This window comes from Pseudomonas sp. SW-3 (assembly GCF_016615645.1).
GTDB classification, from domain to species: domain Bacteria; phylum Pseudomonadota; class Gammaproteobacteria; order Pseudomonadales; family Pseudomonadaceae; genus Aquipseudomonas; species Aquipseudomonas mandelii.
Genome location: NZ_CP067098.1, coordinates 6,407,712 through 6,425,169 on the forward strand (window position 1 = coordinate 6,407,712; position 17,458 = coordinate 6,425,169).

At 60.1% G+C, this 17,458-nt stretch carries 15 protein-coding genes; 6 read left to right on the forward strand and 9 right to left on the reverse strand.

Annotation, left to right across the window (positions count from 1 at the left end):
- The first annotated feature begins 117 nt into the window (after positions 1–117).
- Both JIO00_RS29130 and ubiA read left to right on the forward strand, forming a co-directional pair.
- The gene (locus JIO00_RS29130) at positions 118–681 is read left to right on the forward strand and encodes a chorismate--pyruvate lyase family protein (RefSeq protein WP_083375446.1); all 564 of its coding nucleotides are present in this window, start codon (positions 118–120) and stop codon (positions 679–681) included.
- Entirely contained in the window at positions 681–1,571 is an 891-nt protein-coding gene (ubiA, locus tag JIO00_RS29135) for a 4-hydroxybenzoate octaprenyltransferase (protein WP_010465303.1), read from the forward strand. Before JIO00_RS29130 ends, ubiA begins: the two co-directional genes overlap by 1 nt.
- Before the next feature lie 56 nt (positions 1,572–1,627).
- On the opposite strand, the gene JIO00_RS29140 is transcribed toward ubiA, so the two are convergent.
- Positions 1,628–2,014, reverse strand: coding sequence for a COG4315 family predicted lipoprotein (locus JIO00_RS29140; protein ID WP_145306524.1), 387 nt, complete (start codon positions 2,012–2,014; stop codon positions 1,628–1,630).
- A gap of 152 nt (positions 2,015–2,166) precedes the next feature.
- Here JIO00_RS29140 and phoB point away from each other — a divergent pair, with 152 nt between their 5' ends.
- The 3 genes from phoB (at position 2,167) to JIO00_RS29155 (ending at position 5,688) form a co-directional block, all read left to right on the forward strand.
- A complete protein-coding gene (gene phoB, locus JIO00_RS29145) occupies positions 2,167–2,856 on the forward strand; it encodes a phosphate regulon transcriptional regulator PhoB (protein WP_008150066.1) in 690 nt (229 codons plus the stop codon).
- Between the two features lie 81 nt (positions 2,857–2,937).
- Positions 2,938–4,224, forward strand: a complete 1,287-nt coding sequence (phoR, locus tag JIO00_RS29150) for a phosphate regulon sensor histidine kinase PhoR (protein ID WP_231990966.1) — start codon at positions 2,938–2,940, stop codon at positions 4,222–4,224.
- Between the two features lie 123 nt (positions 4,225–4,347).
- Positions 4,348–5,688, forward strand: coding sequence for a hemolysin family protein (locus tag JIO00_RS29155; protein ID WP_010465310.1), 1,341 nt, complete (start codon positions 4,348–4,350; stop codon positions 5,686–5,688).
- A gap of 177 nt (positions 5,689–5,865) precedes the next feature.
- Here JIO00_RS29155 and JIO00_RS29160 read toward each other — a convergent pair whose 3' ends face one another.
- The 8 genes from JIO00_RS29160 to JIO00_RS29195 form a co-directional block, all read right to left on the reverse strand.
- Positions 5,866–6,762, reverse strand: a complete 897-nt coding sequence (locus JIO00_RS29160; protein ID WP_077748554.1) for a peptidoglycan DD-metalloendopeptidase family protein — start codon at positions 6,760–6,762, stop codon at positions 5,866–5,868.
- A gap of 205 nt (positions 6,763–6,967) precedes the next feature.
- Positions 6,968–7,918, reverse strand: coding sequence for a response regulator (locus tag JIO00_RS29165; protein WP_083375443.1), 951 nt, complete (start codon positions 7,916–7,918; stop codon positions 6,968–6,970).
- A gap of 167 nt (positions 7,919–8,085) precedes the next feature.
- A complete protein-coding gene (phoU, locus tag JIO00_RS29170) occupies positions 8,086–8,847 on the reverse strand; it encodes a phosphate signaling complex protein PhoU (RefSeq protein ID WP_008150055.1) in 762 nt (253 codons plus the stop codon).
- Positions 8,848–8,967: 120 nt separating this feature from the next.
- The gene (gene pstB, locus JIO00_RS29175; RefSeq protein ID WP_010465315.1) at positions 8,968–9,801 is read right to left on the reverse strand and encodes a phosphate ABC transporter ATP-binding protein PstB; all 834 of its coding nucleotides are present in this window, start codon (positions 9,799–9,801) and stop codon (positions 8,968–8,970) included.
- A 95-nt stretch (positions 9,802–9,896) separates the two neighbouring features.
- Positions 9,897–11,567, reverse strand: a complete 1,671-nt coding sequence (gene pstA / locus JIO00_RS29180; protein ID WP_077748552.1) for a phosphate ABC transporter permease PstA — start codon at positions 11,565–11,567, stop codon at positions 9,897–9,899.
- Between the two features lie 15 nt (positions 11,568–11,582).
- The gene (locus JIO00_RS29185) at positions 11,583–13,616 is read right to left on the reverse strand and encodes an ABC transporter permease subunit (protein ID WP_169857242.1); all 2,034 of its coding nucleotides are present in this window, start codon (positions 13,614–13,616) and stop codon (positions 11,583–11,585) included.
- A gap of 485 nt (positions 13,617–14,101) precedes the next feature.
- Complete coding sequence (locus JIO00_RS29190; RefSeq protein WP_010465320.1) at positions 14,102–15,100, reverse strand: phosphate ABC transporter substrate-binding protein PstS family protein; 999 nt, start codon at positions 15,098–15,100, stop codon at positions 14,102–14,104.
- Between the two features lie 231 nt (positions 15,101–15,331).
- Positions 15,332–16,630: an MFS transporter gene (locus tag JIO00_RS29195; RefSeq protein ID WP_010465323.1), complete on the reverse strand. Its 1,299-nt coding sequence runs from the start codon at positions 16,628–16,630 to the stop codon at positions 15,332–15,334.
- Positions 16,631–17,013: 383 nt separating this feature from the next.
- Here JIO00_RS29195 and JIO00_RS29200 point away from each other — a divergent pair, with 383 nt between their 5' ends.
- The gene (locus tag JIO00_RS29200) at positions 17,014–17,418 is read left to right on the forward strand and encodes an acyl-CoA thioesterase (RefSeq protein ID WP_007896491.1); all 405 of its coding nucleotides are present in this window, start codon (positions 17,014–17,016) and stop codon (positions 17,416–17,418) included.
- Positions 17,419–17,458 lie beyond the last annotated feature (40 nt).

Consider the following 17,458-nt stretch of genomic DNA (forward strand, 5'->3'; position numbering starts at 1 on the left):
TACTGATCGGGCCCGGCAGATGCAAGCGCGTTCCGCGCAACGGCGGCCCCGATCAATCAAAATCGCTGGCTGACATGGTAAGCTCGCCGCCTCATTTGCTGCCAATAATGACTCACTGTGCCGCACTCAAAACTCCCCTCCGCTACCCCGCTGTGGCTCCCTCAAAGCCAACTGACGCCCCTCCCCGACACGTCTACCCTCGACTGGCTGTTCGACGAAGGCTCCCTGACCCGACGCCTGATCCGCTTGTCGAATGACGGCTTCAGCGTCACGCCGTTGTTTGAAGGCTGGCAAACGCTGCGCGCCGACGAATGTGCAGCGCTGGAGTTGGAGGAAGGCAGTGAAGGCTGGGTGCGCGAGGTGTATTTGCGGGGGCACGGCGAAGCCTGGGTGTTTGCCCGTAGCGTGGCGGCGCGCAGCGCCTTGCAGGGCGACGGCTTGCACATGGATGAACTGGGTAGCCGCTCGTTGGGTGAGTTGCTGTTTTGCGATCAGGCGTTCCAGCGTCGCGCCATCGAGGTTTGTCACTATCCTCAGGAATGGCTGCCGCTGGCGTCCCGGGCCCCCGAACTGTGGGGCCGTCGCTCGCGGTTCGACCGTGGCGCCTTGAGCGTGCTGGTGGCTGAAATTTTCCTGCCGACCTTGTGGCTCGCCGCCCGCGCCCACCCGGAGAACTGCTGATGTACCAGAGCCTGCTCAAGTCCCTGAACCGCTTGAACCCTCGGGCCTGGGACTTCATTCAGCTGACGCGCATGGACAAGCCGATCGGCATCTATCTGCTGCTCTGGCCGACCCTGTGGGCGCTGTGGATTGCCGGCAAAGGCTCGCCATCCCTGGCCAACATTGTGATTTTCGTCCTCGGCGTGGTCCTGACCCGTGCGGGCGGTTGCGTGATCAACGACTGGGCGGATCGCAAGGTCGACGGCCACGTGAAGCGCACCGAACAGCGCCCTTTGGTCAGCGGCAAGATCAGCTCCAAAGAAGCCCTGGTGTTCTTCGCGGTGCTGATGGGCGTGAGTTTCCTGCTGGTGCTGTGCACCAATGCGGCCACGGTCTGGTTGTCGTTCGGCGGTTTGGCGCTGGCCTTCAGCTACCCGTTCATGAAGCGCTACACCTATTACCCGCAAGTGGTACTGGGCGCGGCGTTCTCTTGGGGCATGCCGATGGCGTTCACCGCCGAAACCGGCGAGCTGCCGGCAGCGGCATGGTTGCTGTGGATCGCCAACCTGCTGTGGACCGTGGGCTACGACACTTACTACGCGATGACCGACCGCGACGACGACTTGAAGATTGGCGTGAAATCCACCGCCATTCTGTTTGGCGATGCGGATCGGGTGATCATTCTGACGTTGCAAGGCTTGGCGCTGGGGTGTCTGTTGCTGGCAGGATCGAAATTCGAGCTCGGGGGCTGGTTCCACTTGGGATTGCTGGCGGCGGCGGGCTGTTTCGCGTGGGAATTCTGGTACACCCGCGGCAAGGACCGGATGCGTTGCTTCAAGGCGTTTTTGCACAACCACTGGGCCGGGTTGGCGATTTTTGTCGGGATTGTGCTGGATTACGCCACTCGCTGACCGCCCAAGCCGTTGCCGACGCTATGTGTCGGCAACGGCTACAGGCGTTGAGTCGTCTATTTTTGCGACTCGTGAACAACGTGCCAGACGTCTTTCATTTTGTCGCCCACCATGTCGCCGGGTTTTTTGTCCTTCACGAAGGTGTAAAGAGGTTTACCGTCGTAGGCATACTGGCTCGTGCCGTCATCGCGCTTGATGACGCTCCACTTGCCAGCGGCCGTGGCACCCGCCGGTGCCATCATAGGTGGCCAGTTTTTGGCGCAATCGTCATTACACATCGACTTGCCGCCGCTGTCCTTGTCAAACGTGTACAAGGTCATGCCCTTGTGGTCGACCATCATCCCGTCCTTCATCATCGCCGGGTCGGCGGCGAAGGCCATGGTCGGCAGCGTTAGAGCTGCAGTCACTAACAATGCCTTCCAGGATTGAGCAATGTGATTCATGGAAACCTTCCTTTTGTGGTTGTCAGGATTCGGACTTAGAGCTTAGTTCAGGATCATGACCACCGCCGACCTGCTAAATTGCTGTCACACGACTGCAATAATTCCGTTATCTAATGCGGCGCAAGACAGTTAAATGACAAGAGGATTAAGGCATGGTTGGCAGGAGCATTCTGATCGTCGACGACGAAGCGCCCATTCGCGAAATGATCGCCGTTGCGTTGGAAATGGCCGGCTATGACTGCCTGGAGGCCGAGAACTCCCAACAGGCCCATGCCATCATCGTCGACCGCAAACCGGACCTGATCCTGCTCGACTGGATGCTGCCCGGCACGTCCGGTATCGAGCTGGCTCGCCGTCTCAAGCGCGATGAGCTGACCGGGGACATCCCGATCATCATGCTCACCGCCAAGGGCGAAGAGGACAACAAGATCCAGGGGCTGGAAGTCGGCGCTGACGATTACATCACCAAACCGTTTTCCCCCCGTGAACTGGTGGCGCGCCTCAAAGCCGTGCTGCGCCGTGCCGGTCCTACCGATGGCGAGACACCGATCGAAGTCGGCGGCCTGCTGCTGGACCCGATCAGCCACCGTGTGACCATCGACGGCAAACCCGCCGAGATGGGCCCGACCGAATATCGTCTGCTGCAGTTTTTCATGACTCACCAGGAACGGGCCTACACCCGTGGCCAGTTGCTGGATCAGGTCTGGGGCGGCAACGTGTATGTCGAAGAGCGCACCGTCGACGTGCACATCCGCCGTCTGCGCAAAGCCCTCGGTGATGCCTATGAGAATCTGGTACAAACCGTGCGTGGCACCGGTTACCGCTTTTCTACCAAAGCCTGACCAAGAGCTTTCCCGCCCGACAAGCTGACAAGGACGCGTGTTCAATTGAACCAAAACTGGCATGGCACCCTGATCCGCCACATGCTGTTGCTGGTGACCGGGTGTCTGGTGATCGGCCTGATTACCGGCTACTACGGCTGGAGTCTCGCCGCGGGCCTGGGCCTTTACCTGGCCTGGACCCTCAAGCAATTGCTGCGGCTGCACGAATGGCTGCGGCTGCACAAACCCGACGAGGCACCACCCGACGGCTATGGCCTGTGGGGCGAAGTGTTCGACAGCATCTACCACTTGCAACGTCGCGACCAACGCGTGCGCGGACGCCTGCAAGCGGTGATCGATCGGGTCCAGGAATCCACTGCCGCGCTGAAAGACGCCGTCATCATGCTCGACAGCGAGGGCAACCTTGAGTGGTGGAACCGCGCCGCCGAAACACTGCTTGGCCTGAAGACGCCGCAAGACAGCGGCCAGCCGGTCACCAACCTGGTGCGCCATCCGCGCTTCAAGGAATATTTCGAGCAGGACAGCTACGCCGAACCGCTGGAAATCCCTTCGCCGATCAACGATCGCCTGCGCATTCAGCTGTACATCACCCGCTACGGCAACAACGAACACCTGATGCTGGTGCGCGACGTGACGCGTATCCATCAGCTGGAACAGATGCGCAAAGACTTCATCGCCAACGTCTCCCATGAACTGCGCACACCGTTGACGGTCATCTGCGGTTACCTGGAAACCTTGCTGGATAACGCCGAGGAAGTGAACCCGCGCTGGACCCGTGCCTTGCAGCAAATGCAGCAGCAAGGCGGGCGCATGCAGACCTTGCTCAACGACTTGTTGTTGCTGGCCAAACTGGAAGCCACCGATTACCCCTCGGACAACCAGCCCGTGGCCATCGACGGCTTGCTGCAATCGATCACGAGCGACGCCCAGCAGTTGTCCGGCCAGAAAAACCAGCGCATCACCCTGGAAGCTGATCCAACGATCCTGCTCAAGGGCAGCGAAGCCGAGTTGCGCAGCGCGTTTTCCAACCTGGTGTTCAACGCAGTGAAATACACGCCGGCCGAAGGCAATATCCGCATTCGCTGGTGGGGCGATGAGCAAGGCGCGCACCTGAGCGTGCAGGATTCCGGGATCGGCATCGACAGCAAACACCTGCCGCGCCTGACCGAACGCTTCTACCGCGTCGACTCCAGCCGCAATTCCAACACCGGCGGCACCGGGCTGGGCCTAGCAATCGTCAAACACGTGCTGCTGCGCCACCGCGCACGGATGGAAATCAGCAGCGTACCGGGCCACGGCAGCACCTTTACCTGCCATTTCGCGCCCGCTCAGGTCACAAAAACCCGGGTCATCAGCACCGCCGACTGATACCGGCCAGCACTCGCCACTAGGCAATCGCCCGGTCAGCCGCTACATTGGCTGACTTGTGCCTGCCCTTCAGGCACCGCATTGACCCCCTATTCGAATACACGGAACCCGCAAAACTCCATCATGGACCCTTCCCCTGGCTTGACCCTCGCGACACTCTTCGCCGATTTCGGCATGATTCTTTTTGCTCTGATCCTGGTTTTGCTCAACGGCTTTTTCGTTGCGGCGGAATTCGCCATGGTCAAATTGCGCTCGACCCGGGTCGAGGCCATCGCTGAGAAAAACGGCTGGCGCGGACACATCCTGCGCACCGTTCACAGTCAGCTCGATGCGTACCTCTCAGCGTGCCAATTGGGTATCACCCTCGCCTCCCTGGGCCTGGGTTGGGTCGGTGAACCGGCGTTCGCGCACATTCTGGAGCCGCTGCTTGAAGCCGTCGGCGTGCAGTCGCCCGAAGTGGTCAAAGGCGTATCGTTCTTCGCTGCGTTCTTCGTCATCTCGTACCTGCACATTGTGGTCGGTGAGCTGGCCCCGAAATCCTGGGCCATTCGCAAACCCGAGTTGCTGTCGCTCTGGACCGCAGTGCCGCTGTACCTGTTCTACTGGGCCATGTACCCGGCGATCTACCTGCTCAACGCCAGCGCCAACACCATCCTGCGGATCGCCGGCCAGGGTGAACCCGGCCCGCATCACGAACACCATTACAGCCGTGAAGAACTGAAACTGATCCTGCACTCCAGCCGTGGCCAGGACCCGAGCGACCAAGGCATGCGTGTGTTGGCTTCCGCCGTGGAAATGGGCGAGCTGGAGGTGGTCGACTGGGCTAACTCCCGTGAAGACCTGGTGACGTTGGAGTTCAACGCGCCGCTCAAGGAAATCCTGGCGATGTTCCGTCGCCACAAGTTCAGCCGCTATCCGGTGTACGACAGCGATCGCCAAGAGTTCGTCGGCTTGCTGCACATCAAGGATCTGCTGCTGGAACTGGCGGCCCTGGACCACATTCCCGAGTCATTCAACCTCGCCGAACTGACCCGGCCGCTGGAACGCGTGTCGCGGCACATGCCGCTGTCGCAGTTGCTGGAGCAGTTCCGCAAGGGTGGCTCGCACTTCGCCCTGGTCGAAGAAGCCGATGGCAACATCATCGGCTACCTGACCATGGAAGACGTGCTTGAGGTGCTGGTCGGCGACATTCAGGACGAACACCGCAAGGCTGAGCGCGGCATTCTCGCGTACCAGCCGGGCAAGCTGCTGGTGCGCGGTGATACGCCGTTGTTCAAGGTCGAACGCCTGCTGGGCATCGACCTGGACCACATCGAAGCCGAAACCCTCGCCGGGCTGATTTACGAAACCCTGAAGCGGGTGCCGGAAGAGGAAGAAGTGCTGGAAGTCGAAGGCTTGCGGATCATCATCAAGAAAATGAAAGGGCCGAAGATCATTCTGGCCAAGGTGTTGATGCTCGATTAAGCGCGACACCGGCGGCGAGCGAGCTCTTGTGGCGAGAGAGCTTGCTCGCGCCGGCCGATCCGCGCCAGGGCGTAGCAGTCGTAAACCGATGAATGCGGTGTGCGGTTGCAGGCGTTGGGGCCGCTTCGCAGCCCAGCGGGAGCAAGCTCCCTCGCCACAGTAATCGTGCTGATCCGGCTATTGCTTGCCCAACGCAAAGTTGGGCAACGCGCCCACCGGCTGATTGAACTGATACGGAATCGACACCAACCCAAGCCCCGTATTGCGCTGCACCACGAAGTGCAAATGCGGCCCGCTGCTGTTGCCGGTGTTGCCCGACAGGGCCAGCGCACTCCCCACCGCTACCCGTTGCCCCTCGCGAACGCCCACCGAACCTTGCTTGAGGTGCAGGTACACGCCCATCGTCCCGTCATCGTGCAGCACCCGCACGAAATTGCCTGAAGGATCGGTGCCACGTCCGGTCTGGGCATTTTCAGTTTTCACCACCACCCCGCCCCGCGCCGCAATGATCGGCGTGCCTTCGGGCATGGCGATGTCCATGGCGTAACGGTTTTTGGCGCCGAAATGGCTGTATTGGCCGTTGGCACCCTGACTCAAGCGAAACGGCCCACCACGCCAGGGCAGCGGATACCGATAGGCCATGGCAGCCCCTGAAGGGTCGCCCAGGGAGTATTCGAACCTTGGGGTGTAGGCCAGCGGCCTTCCGGCCTTCGTCGCCGTGAGCAGCGCCAGACGGATGTTGCTGCGGGCCGGCATCACCCGGCGGATCGGTCGGCTCGGCGCGCCGCTGACATTGCTCAACCCGGCAAAACTCAGCTCGATCTCGACCGGCGCATACAGGTCGTTGCGCACGTACACGTTGTCCACGCCCTTCTGCTTCTTGATCTCCAGGTACACCTGGCGCTCAAGGTGCTCGACCATGCGATCACGAAAAACGAACACCTGGGAGCCTTTCGTGGGGCGGTCGCTGTAGGAGACCACGCCATTGGCGTCTTTGGACTTGTAGATCGTCATGGCCACAGCCGAGGTGGAGGCCATGAAAAGACCACAGAAAAACAGCAGGCGCGCGAGCATGGGCAAGAGTCTGTCGAGTGAGGCCTGGGAAGGAGCCTAGCAGCTGCAATGGACCCGGGTAGTCGGCAGATGTTTCAAAATGGGCAGCAAAGGGGATGTGCGGTGAGTTTGATGGCCCCTTCGCGGGCAAGCCTCGCTCCTACAGGTCGGTGTGATCTGTAGGAGCGAGGCTTGCCCGCGAAGACGGACTCTCAGGCGATGAAGATTACGCGCCTGGGACGAAATGCTTCTGCGCCGTGCCACGTGCGATCAATCGGGAGATGTAGTCGAGCTTCTGCGCATCCTGATCCACAAAGCGGAAGGTCAGTTGCAGCCAGTCGCTGTCAGGTTTCGGCTCAAACGCGACAATGGCGTGCAAGTAGCCATTGAGGCGGGCGACTTCAGCGTTGTCGCCCTGCTCCAGGTCCAGCACGGCGCTGTCGAGGACTTGCGGCAGCGTGTCGGTGCGCTTTACCACCAGCAGCGCTTCCTTGATGCTCAAGGCTTTGATCACGCACTGCTGAATGCCGCTTGGCAAACGCAGCTGGCCTTGACCCCGACCGCTGGCGGGAGCGGAAGCAGCGCCCGGCGCCTTGACCGGCGGGCTATTGAGCAAACCGCGAGACGCCGCCGGGGCAGGGGTCGGCGCGGCGGCAGCAGGTTTGGCGAACGGGTTGACCGGCGTCGCTGCAGGTGCGACCACGGCCGCCTTGCCGCCGGTCAATGCGCTCAGGGAATCGTTGCCGAAAGCCGAGTTCATTTTGGTCGGCGCACCGTTCATCAAGGCGTCGAGCTTGCCGACCTTGTTCAGCGCTTGCTTGACCTTGGTCAGCAGTTGTTCGTTGGTGAAGGGCTTGCTGACGTAGCCGGAAACGCCGGCCTGAATCGCCTGGACCACGTTCTCTTTATCGCCACGGCTGGTCACCATCACGAAGGGCATGGTCTTGAGATTGTCCTGCTCGCGACACCAGGTCAGCAGTTCCAGGCCAGACATTTCCGGCATTTCCCAGTCGCAGAGCACCAGGTCGAACGCTTCCTTGGCCAGCATGGCCTGAGCTTTTTTGCCGTTGATGGCATCTTCGGTCCGGATACCCGGGAAGTAGTTACGCAGGCACTTCTTTACCAGGTCACGAATGAACGCTGCATCGTCCACCACCAACACACTGATCTTGCTCATCCATCACCCCTCGAAAAAATCCCGGCAAGCATACCGTTTTGCTGATGGCACATTGCCAAAAACCTTCAGTCACGCCGGGACTTTTCGTTCGCGGGTGCTGCTTTTGAAGTCGAAAGCCACACACAAAAACGCCCGGCCAAAGGACCGGGCGTTTTTCTTGGGCAGTCTTACTTATCGTCAGCTTTGCCCGGAACATTAGCGGTTTCGCCACTTGTGCCTTCAACTTCTTCTTTCATGCGCTTGAGGCCCAGGTGACGCACGTCCGTGCCGCGCACCAGGTAAATCACCAGTTCCGAGATATTGCGCGCGTGGTCGCCGATCCGCTCCAGCGAACGCAGCACCCAGATAATGCTCAAGACCCGCGAGATAGAGCGCGGGTCTTCCATCATGTAGGTCGCCAGCTCACGCAGTGCGGTCTTGTATTCGCGGTCGATGATCTTGTCGTACTGGGCCACCGACAACGCCAGGTCGGCGTCGAAGCGGGCAAAGGCGTCCAGCGCGTCACGCACCATGTTGCGCACCTGGTCGCCGATGTGGCGAACCTCGACGTAGCCGCGCGGGGCCTCGCCTTCTTCGCACAACTGAATGGCGCGGCGGGCGATCTTGGTCGCTTCGTCACCGATGCGCTCCAGGTCGATCACCGATTTGGAGATGCTGATGATCAGACGCAAGTCGGATGCGGCCGGCTGACGACGGGCCAGAATGCGCAGGCATTCTTCGTCGATGTTGCGTTCCATCTGGTTGATCTGGTCGTCGATCTCGCGAACCTGCTGGGCCAGGCCGGAGTCGGCCTCGATCAGCGCGGTCACCGCGTCATTGACCTGCTTTTCCACCAGACCGCCCATGGCCAGGAGGTGGCTGCGAACTTCCTCCAGCTCAGCGTTGAACTGCGCGGAGATGTGATGGGTAAGGCCTTCTTTACTAATCATTCGGTTCGCTCCGCGAAAGTTGCCAGCTTCAAGCTGCAAGCTTCAAGCAGTTATGTATAAGTCCTGATATCGCACCGCTTCCTACTTGCCGCTTGAAACTTGCGGCTTGCAGCTGTACGGCTAGCCGTACCGCCCCGTGATGTAGTCTTCGGTCTGCTTCTTCGCCGGATTGGTGAACAGCGTATCGGTGTCGCCGAATTCCACCAGTTTGCCCATGTACATGAACGCCGTGTAGTCGGAAACCCGCGCGGCCTGTTGCATGTTGTGGGTCACGATGACAATGGTGAATTTCGATTTCAATTCGTAGATCAGTTCTTCGACTTTCAGCGTGGAGATCGGGTCGAGTGCCGAGCATGGTTCGTCGAGCAGCAGCACTTCCGGCTCTACAGCGATGGTGCGCGCGATGACCAGACGTTGCTGCTGACCACCGGACAGGCCGAGTGCCGATTCATGCAGACGGTCTTTGACTTCGTCCCACAGCGCCGCGCCTTTCAACGCCCACTCGACCGCTTCGTCGAGAACGCGCTTTTTGTTGATGCCCTGGATGCGCAGGCCGTACACCACGTTTTCGTAGATGGTTTTCGGGAACGGGTTCGGCTTCTGGAACACCATGCCGACGCGACGACGCAGTTCGGCCACGTCTTCGCCCTTGCGGTAGATGTTGTGGCCGTACAGGTTGATTTCACCTTCTACGCGGCAACCGTCGACCAGATCGTTCATGCGGTTGAAGGTACGCAGTAGCGTGGACTTGCCGCAGCCGGACGGGCCGATGAAGGCGGTCACACGCTGTTTCGGAATGTTCAGGCTGACGTCGTACAGCGCTTGTTTGTCGCCGTAGAACAGGTTCAGGCCCGGCACTTCGATGGCCACGGTTTCCTGTTCAAGGCTCAAGCTCTGTTTGTCGCGGCCCAGGGCAGACATGTTGATGCCGTGGGTATGTGCTTCGTGCTGCATGGGGTCTCACTCCGTTCGTAGCTGCAAGCTTCTAGCTGCAAGCTGCAAGTTTTGAGCAAAAGCGGCTTATAGCTTGCCGCTTGTGGCTAATGGCTTTAGCTGTCTAGAGCTTTGTATTTTTCGCGCAGATGGTTACGGATATAAACGGCCGACAGGTTCAATGTGGCGATCACCAGCACCAGCAGCAGCGCCGTGGCGTACACCAGCGGCCGCGCGGCCTCGACGTTCGGGCTTTGGAAGCCGACGTCATAGATATGGAAGCCCAAGTGCATGATCTTCTGGTCCAGGTGGAGGTACGGGTAGTTGCCGTCCAGTGGCAGCGACGGTGCCAGTTTCACCACACCCACCAGCATCAGCGGCGCCACTTCACCGGCGGCGCGCGCCACGGCGAGGATCATGCCGGTCATCATTGCCGGGCTGGCCATTGGCAGCACGATCTTCCACAAGGTTTCAGCCTTGGTCGCGCCGAGGGCCAACGAGCCCTCACGCACGGTGCGAGGAATCCGCGCCAGGCCTTCTTCCGTGGCCACGATCACCACCGGCACCGCCAGCAGCGCCAGGGTCAGGGACGCCCAAAGCAAACCCGGTGTACCGAAGGTCGGCGCCGGCAACGCTTCCGGGAAGAACAACCGGTCAACCGAACCGCCAAGTACGTAGACGAAGAAGCCCAGGCCGAACACGCCGTAGACAATCGCCGGAACGCCCGCCAGGTTGTTCACCGCGATGCGGATAATCCGGGTCAACGCGTTCTGCTTGGCGTATTCACGCAGGTAAACCGCCGCCAACACGCCGAACGGCGTCACGATCATCGCCATGATCAAGGTCATCATGACGGTGCCGAAAATGGCCGGGAAGATCCCGCCCTCGGTGTTCGCTTCACGCGGGTCATCGCTGAGGAATTCCCAGACCTTGCTGACGTAGAAGCCGATCTTGGTGAAGGTGCCCATGGCGTTCGGCTGATAGGCGCGGACCACTTTGCCGATGCCGATCTCGATCTCTTTGCCGTTGGCATCGCGGGCGGTCAGGCTGTCGCGGTTGAACTGGGCGTGCAGGTCATTCAGGCGGGCTTCGATGTCCTGATAACGAGCATTGAGCTCAGCGCGCTCGGATTCCATGTCCGCTTGCGCGGCGGCGTCGAGCTGGCCGGCCAGTTCCAGTTTGCGACCGTGCAGACGCACACGTTCCAGACCGGCGTTGATCGCGCCAATGTCGGCTTTTTCCAGGGTCTTGAGCTGTGCTGCAAGCTTGTTCACGCGATCGACACGGGCCTGCAACTCGGGCCATGCGGCCTCGCCCTCAGCAATGACTTTGCCGTCCTGCTTGACGTTGACCAGGTAGCCGTAGAAGTTGCCCCACTCGCGACGCTCGACGGCCATCAGCTCCGGCGGCGTCTTCTGGTTGGTCAGCCACTCGCCGACGATCCAGGTGAAGTCGTTGCCGTTCAGGTCGCGGTTGCCGACCTTGATCAGCTCACGGGTCATGAACTCCGGGCCCTGATCGGGCACCGGCAGACCAGCGCTTTTCAAGCGCTCGCGCGGCACTTCTTCTTTCTGCACCACTTCGCCGATGACGAGGTGGTTGGCCTGGCCCGGCACGTCATAACTGGCATGCACCAGGTCTGCCGGCCAGAAGTGGCCCAGACCGCGCACGGCAATCACCGCCAGCAAGCCAATGGTCATGATGACCGCGATGGACACCGCGCCACCGCTGATCCAGACGCCTGGGGCGCCGCTCTTGAACCATCCTTTCAGGGAGTTCTGTTTCACAGACTTCTACCTTTCTTAAAGCGACGAGTATTTCTTGCGCAGACGCTGACGAATCAGTTCCGCGAGGGTGTTCATGACGAAGGTGAACAACAGCAGCACCAGTGCCGAGAGGAACAGCACGCGATAGTGGCTGCCGCCGACTTCCGACTCGGGCATTTCCACCGCGACGTTGGCGGCCAGCGTTCGCAGACCTTCGAACAGGTTCATTTCCATGACCGGGGTGTTACCGGTGGCCATCAGCACGATCATGGTTTCACCGACCGCACGGCCCATGCCGATCATCAGTGCCGAGAAGATGCCCGGGCTGGCGGTGAGGATCACCACACGGGTCATGGTCTGCCATGGCGTCGCACCGAGGGCCAGGGAACCGAGGGTCAGGCCGCGGGGCACGCTGAACACGGCGTCTTCGGCGATGGAGTAAATGTTCGGGATCACCGCGAAGCCCATGGCCAGACCGACTACCAGAGCGTTGCGTTGGTCGTAGGTAATGCCCAGGTCGTGGGAGATCCACATGCGCATGTCGCCGCCGAAGAACCAGGTTTCCATGTACGGGCTCATGTACAGCGACAACCAGCCCACAAACAGAATCACCGGGATCAGGATCGCGCTTTCCCAGCCGTCCGGCACTTTCAGGCGGATGGACTCAGGCAGGCGGCTGAAGACGAAACCGGCGACCAGGATGCCGATCGGCAGGAGCATCAGCAGGCTGAAGATGCCCGGCAAATGCCCTTCCACATAAGGCGCGAGGAACAGGCCGGCGAAGAAGCCGAGGATCACCGTCGGCATCGCTTCCATCAGCTCGATCACCGGCTTGACCTTGCGGCGCATGCCCGGGGCCATGAAATACGCGGTGTAGATCGCGGCAGCGACGGCCAGAGGAGCGGCCAGCAGCATGGCGTAGAACGCGGCTTTCAGGGTGCCGAAGGTCAGTGGCGACAGGCTCAGCTTGGGTTCGAAGTCGGTGTTGGCGGCGGTCGATTGCCAGACGTATTTAGGCTCGTCGTAGTTCTCGTACCAGACCTTGCTCCACAACGCGCTCCACGACACTTCCGGGTGCGGGTTGTCGAGCAGCAGCGGCTGAATCTTGCCGCCCGCTTCGACGATCACACGGTTGGCCCGTGGCGACAGGCCGAAGACGCCTTGGCCGTCGACCACCTGATCCACCAGCAAGGTGCGGTGGGCGGTGCTGTGGAACACGCCAAGCTTGCCGGAGGCGTCGAGGGCCACGAAGCCTTTGCGACGTTCTTCAGCGGTGATTTCAACGATTGGCGTAGTGCCCATCTGGAAAGTGCGGATCTGCTTCAGGCGCAACTCGCCATCCGGGTCACGGGCCATGAACCACTGGGCCAGGCCGCCTTTGGAGTCGCCGAGAATCAGCGAGATACCGCCCACCAATTGAGTACTGGCAGTGATTTCGGCGTCACCGTTTTCCAGCAATTTGTAGCGACCGTTGAGGCTCTTGTCGCGCAGGCTGAACACGTCGGCCTGGGCGCGACCGTTGATCACGTACAGCCATTGCTGACGCGGGTCGACAAAGATGTTCTTCACCGGCTCGGTCATCTGCGGCAGCTCGATACGCTTCTGCTCGTTGGTGACTTCGCCGGTCATCATGTTTTCTTCGCTGGTCAGCGAGAGCACATTGAGTTGCGAACCGGTGGAGCCAACCAGCATCAGAGTGGTGTCGGTGGCGTTGAGGCTGACGTGCTCAAGCGCACCGCCCGCCTCGTTCAGCGCAATCGGAGTTTCGCCGTACGGGTATTCGACGGCTGGCGAGATGGTTTTCTTGCCGTCCGGGTAGCTGACCTTATACGTGTGGCGGAACACCAGCGCCTGGCCATTGGACAAACCTACAGCCACCAAGGGATGGCCCGGTTGGTCTTCGCCGATGGAAGTCACGGTAGTGCCGGCCGGGATCGGCAGATCGACGCGCTTGAGTTCGGCGCCACTGTCGATATCGAAGAACAGCGCCTGCCCTTTGTCGGAAACCCGCATGGCGACCTGATTCTGTTCTTCCAGGGAGATCATCAGCGGCTTGCCGGCGTCTTGCATCCAGGCAGGCGTGATGGCGTCCTTGGCAGTCAGGTCGGCCCCCTGGAACAGCGGCGCGACGACGTAGGCGAGGAAGAAAAAGATCAGCGTGATCGCGCCGAGAACGGCAAGGCCGCCCACGAGGACGTACCAGCGGGTCAGGCGATCTTTGAGCGCGCGGATGCGGCGCTTGCGTTGCAGCTCAGGCGTATTGAAATCAATTCGCTTGGGGGGATTAGTAGTCATGGTGGAATTGGCCAGATCATTCATGCGCACACCCTAGCGATCCTGTATGACAGAAAGATGACAATGCAGTGACGCAACAAGTCCGCCGCCAGCGGGAACTGGCAGTGGACCGGAAATTTGGGGGCCGGCGTACCGGCATTTGCAGGAGCGAAGCTTGCTCGCGAAGGCGTCATTACATTCAACGTCACGTTGACTGAACCACCGCTTTCGCGGGCAAGCCTCGCTCCTACAGAGCCCGGGATTACCCCGGCCTCAGGGTTTTACTTTTTTGCTACGTTGCCGCCTTCTTGCAGACCCAGGTCAGCCAGTGCTTTTGCAGCAACCTTGGCTGGCAGTGGGATGTAACCGTCTTTCACTACAACTTCCTGACCCTGTTTGGACAGAATCAGTTTCACGAACTCAGCTTCCAGCGGGGCCAGAGGCTTGTTCGGGGCTTTGTTGACGTAAACGTAGAGGAAACGCGACAGTGGGTACTTGCCGTTCAGGGCGTTTTCTTCGCTGTCTTCGATGAACTCGGTGCTGCCTTTCTTGGCCAGGGCCACCGTCTTCACGCTAGCGGTTTTGTAGCCGATGCCCGAGTAACCAACACCGTTCAGCGAAGAGCTGATCGACTGCACGACCGAAGCCGAACCTGGTTGTTCGTTGACGTTTGGCTTGTAGTCGCCTTTGCACAGGGCTTCTTCTTTGAAGTAGCCGTAGGTGCCGGATACCGAGTTACGACCGAACAGCTGAACCGGCTTGTTGGCCAAGTCGCCCGTCACGCCCAGATCACCCCAGGTTTTCACGTCGGTTTTAGCACCGCACAGACGAGTCGAGGAGAAGATCGCGTCGACTTGCTCCATGGTCATGTGCTGGATCGGGTTGTCTTTGTGTACGAAGACAGCCAGGGCGTCCACGGCAACCGGAATAGCGGTTGGCTTGTAGCCGTATTTGGTTTCGAAGGCTTGCAGCTCGTTGTCCTTCATCTTGCGGCTCATCGGGCCCAGGTTAGCGGTGCCTTCAGTCAGCGCAGGTGGCGCGGTAGAGGAACCAGCAGCCTGAATCTGGATGTTGACGTTCGGGTATTCTTTTTTGTAGTTCTCAGCCCACAGGGTCATGAGGTTGGCCAGGGTATCGGAGCCGACGCTGGACAGGTTGCCCGACACACCAGTGGTCTTGGTGTAGCTCGGGATAGCAGGGTCAACAGCGGCAACCGCGTTGGCAGTCGCAACGCCAGCAGCGACAAAAGTCATTGCCGCCATCAAACGCTTCAGTTTCATGCCTTACTCCTAGCAGATAGGGTGTGTTAGTCGGGGCCAAGTATCAGCAGGCCGTGTGAACACTCTATGGCTGAAATATGACAATTGGATGAAAGGCCAGCATTCGAGTTTTTACCGGATAATTCATGCGCCCCAAATCGCTAGCAGGCTAGCCCCACATTGGAATGCAATTCAATGTGGGCGCTAGCCTGCTTGCGATAGGGCCGGTACAGCTACAGACAGTTTCGGGGATCAGCGACCCTTCTTCCAAAGATACGCACCCACCAGAATCCCGACCCCGCAAATGATCGCCACGTAGTAGGCAGGCCCCATCGGGCTTTCCTTGAGCAGCAGCGTCACCACCATCGGCGTCAAACCACCGAAAATCGCATAGGCCAGGTTGTAGGAGAACGACAACCCGCTGAAGCGCACCACCGCTGGAAAGGCTTTGACCATCACGTAGGGCACTGCACCGATGGTCCCGACCAGGAAACCGGTCAAGGCGTACATCGGGAACAGCCAGTCCGGGTGGTTGAACAGGCTGTGATAGAACGTCCACGAGCTGATCAACAGCGCGGCGCTGCCAAACACAAACACTCGGCCAGCGCCGAAACGGTCAGCCAGGGCACCGGAAGCCACGCAACCTACACTCAGGAACACGATCGCCAGGCTGTTGGCCTGCAACGCGGTAGTTGGCGAGAAGTGGTAAACGGTCTGCAGCACGGTCGGCGTCATCAGAATGACCACGATGATGCCGGCGGACAGCAGCCAGGTCAGCAACATGGAAATCAGGATCGCACCGCGATGGTCACGCAGCACCGCGCGCAGCGGCACTTCTTCGGCCAGGGCCTTGCGCAGTTGCAGTTCGGCAAACACTGGGGTCTCGTGCAACCAGCGGCGCAGGTAGACCGAGAACAGACCGAACACGCCACCCAGCAGGAACGGGATCCGCCAGGCGTAATCGGACACTTCCAGCGGGGTGTAAATGCTGTTGATCGCCGTGGCGACCAATGAACCCAGGAGGATGCCAGCCGTCAGACCGCTCGTCAGGGTGCCGCAGGCATAACCGATATGTCGCTGCGGCACGTGTTCGGAAACGAATACCCACGCGCCCGGCACTTCACCGCCAATCGCCGCGCCTTGAATCACCCGCATCAACAGCAACAGGATCGGCGCCCACATGCCGATCTGCGCATAGGTCGGCAGCAGACCCATGATCAGGGTCGGCACCGCCATCATGAAAATGCTCAGGGTGAACATCTTTTTGCGGCCAAGCAGGTCGCCGAAATGGGCCATCACAATGCCGCCCAACGGACGAGCGAGGTAGCCGGCGGCGAAAATGCCGAACGTCTGCATCAGGCGCAGCCACTCGGGCATGTCCGCCGGGAAGAACAGTTTGCCCACCACCGTGGCGAAGAACACGAAGATGATGAAGTCGTAAAACTCCAGTGCGCCGCCCAGGGCAGACAGCGATAACGTCTTGTAGTCGCTACGGGTTAACGGGCGGGCGGGCTGGGTCGGCTGCGCGATGCTAGAGGGCGCTGTGGTCATGGCAAGGGCTTCTCTTATAGTCGGATCTGCAACCCCAACAACGCTGGCGAGGGCTTGGGCAGGTCCGGCACGATAGCAAATTGTTCGAAAAAGCACATAGAGGTGCGTATTTGACGGTCAAAATGAGAACCGGACGGTCGTCTCGGAGTCTACCGATCGATATACTCGCTGCGTTGCAGCATTTGTAAGGGGTTGCTGTGCGAAAACGCGCTGGATGACTGGCAAGGTCATTGCGTGGCTCAGTCGGTTTCGCAGAGTTTCCCTTTAGGCGCCTTTCGAAAAACGTGACGAACGTAGTATGTTCGGGGCTGAATCGTTTTTTCTTGAGACGGCTATTCACCTGAAGTACCAATGAAGAGTCACGGGTCAGAGGCACCCCCGGCATGATAGAGCTCGAACAAGAAGATCCAATTCCGCAAGGCGACCTTGCCCTGCAAATCACCGCGCTTCCGCGTGAAACCAACGGCTTTGGCGATATTTTCGGCGGCTGGCTGGTGGCACAGATGGATTTGGCCGGCACCGCAATGGCCAGCAAAGTTGCGGGTGGGCGCGTAGCAACCGTGGCGATTGATCGCATGGCGTTCCTGGTCCCGGTGGCGGTGGGCGCTCAGCTTTCCTTCTATACCCAGGCGCTGGAAATCGGCCGCAGCTCGATTCAGATGATGGTCGAAGTCTGGAGCGACGATCCGCTGTCCAGCGAGTGGCGTAAAGTGACTGAAGCCGTGTTTGTGTTTGTCGCGATTGATGGCAGCGGCCGTACTCGTTCGGTTCCTCCACGCGCGCGTTAAACACGGCGACCTTTCTGCGGTCCATTGCAGTCATTGTTCC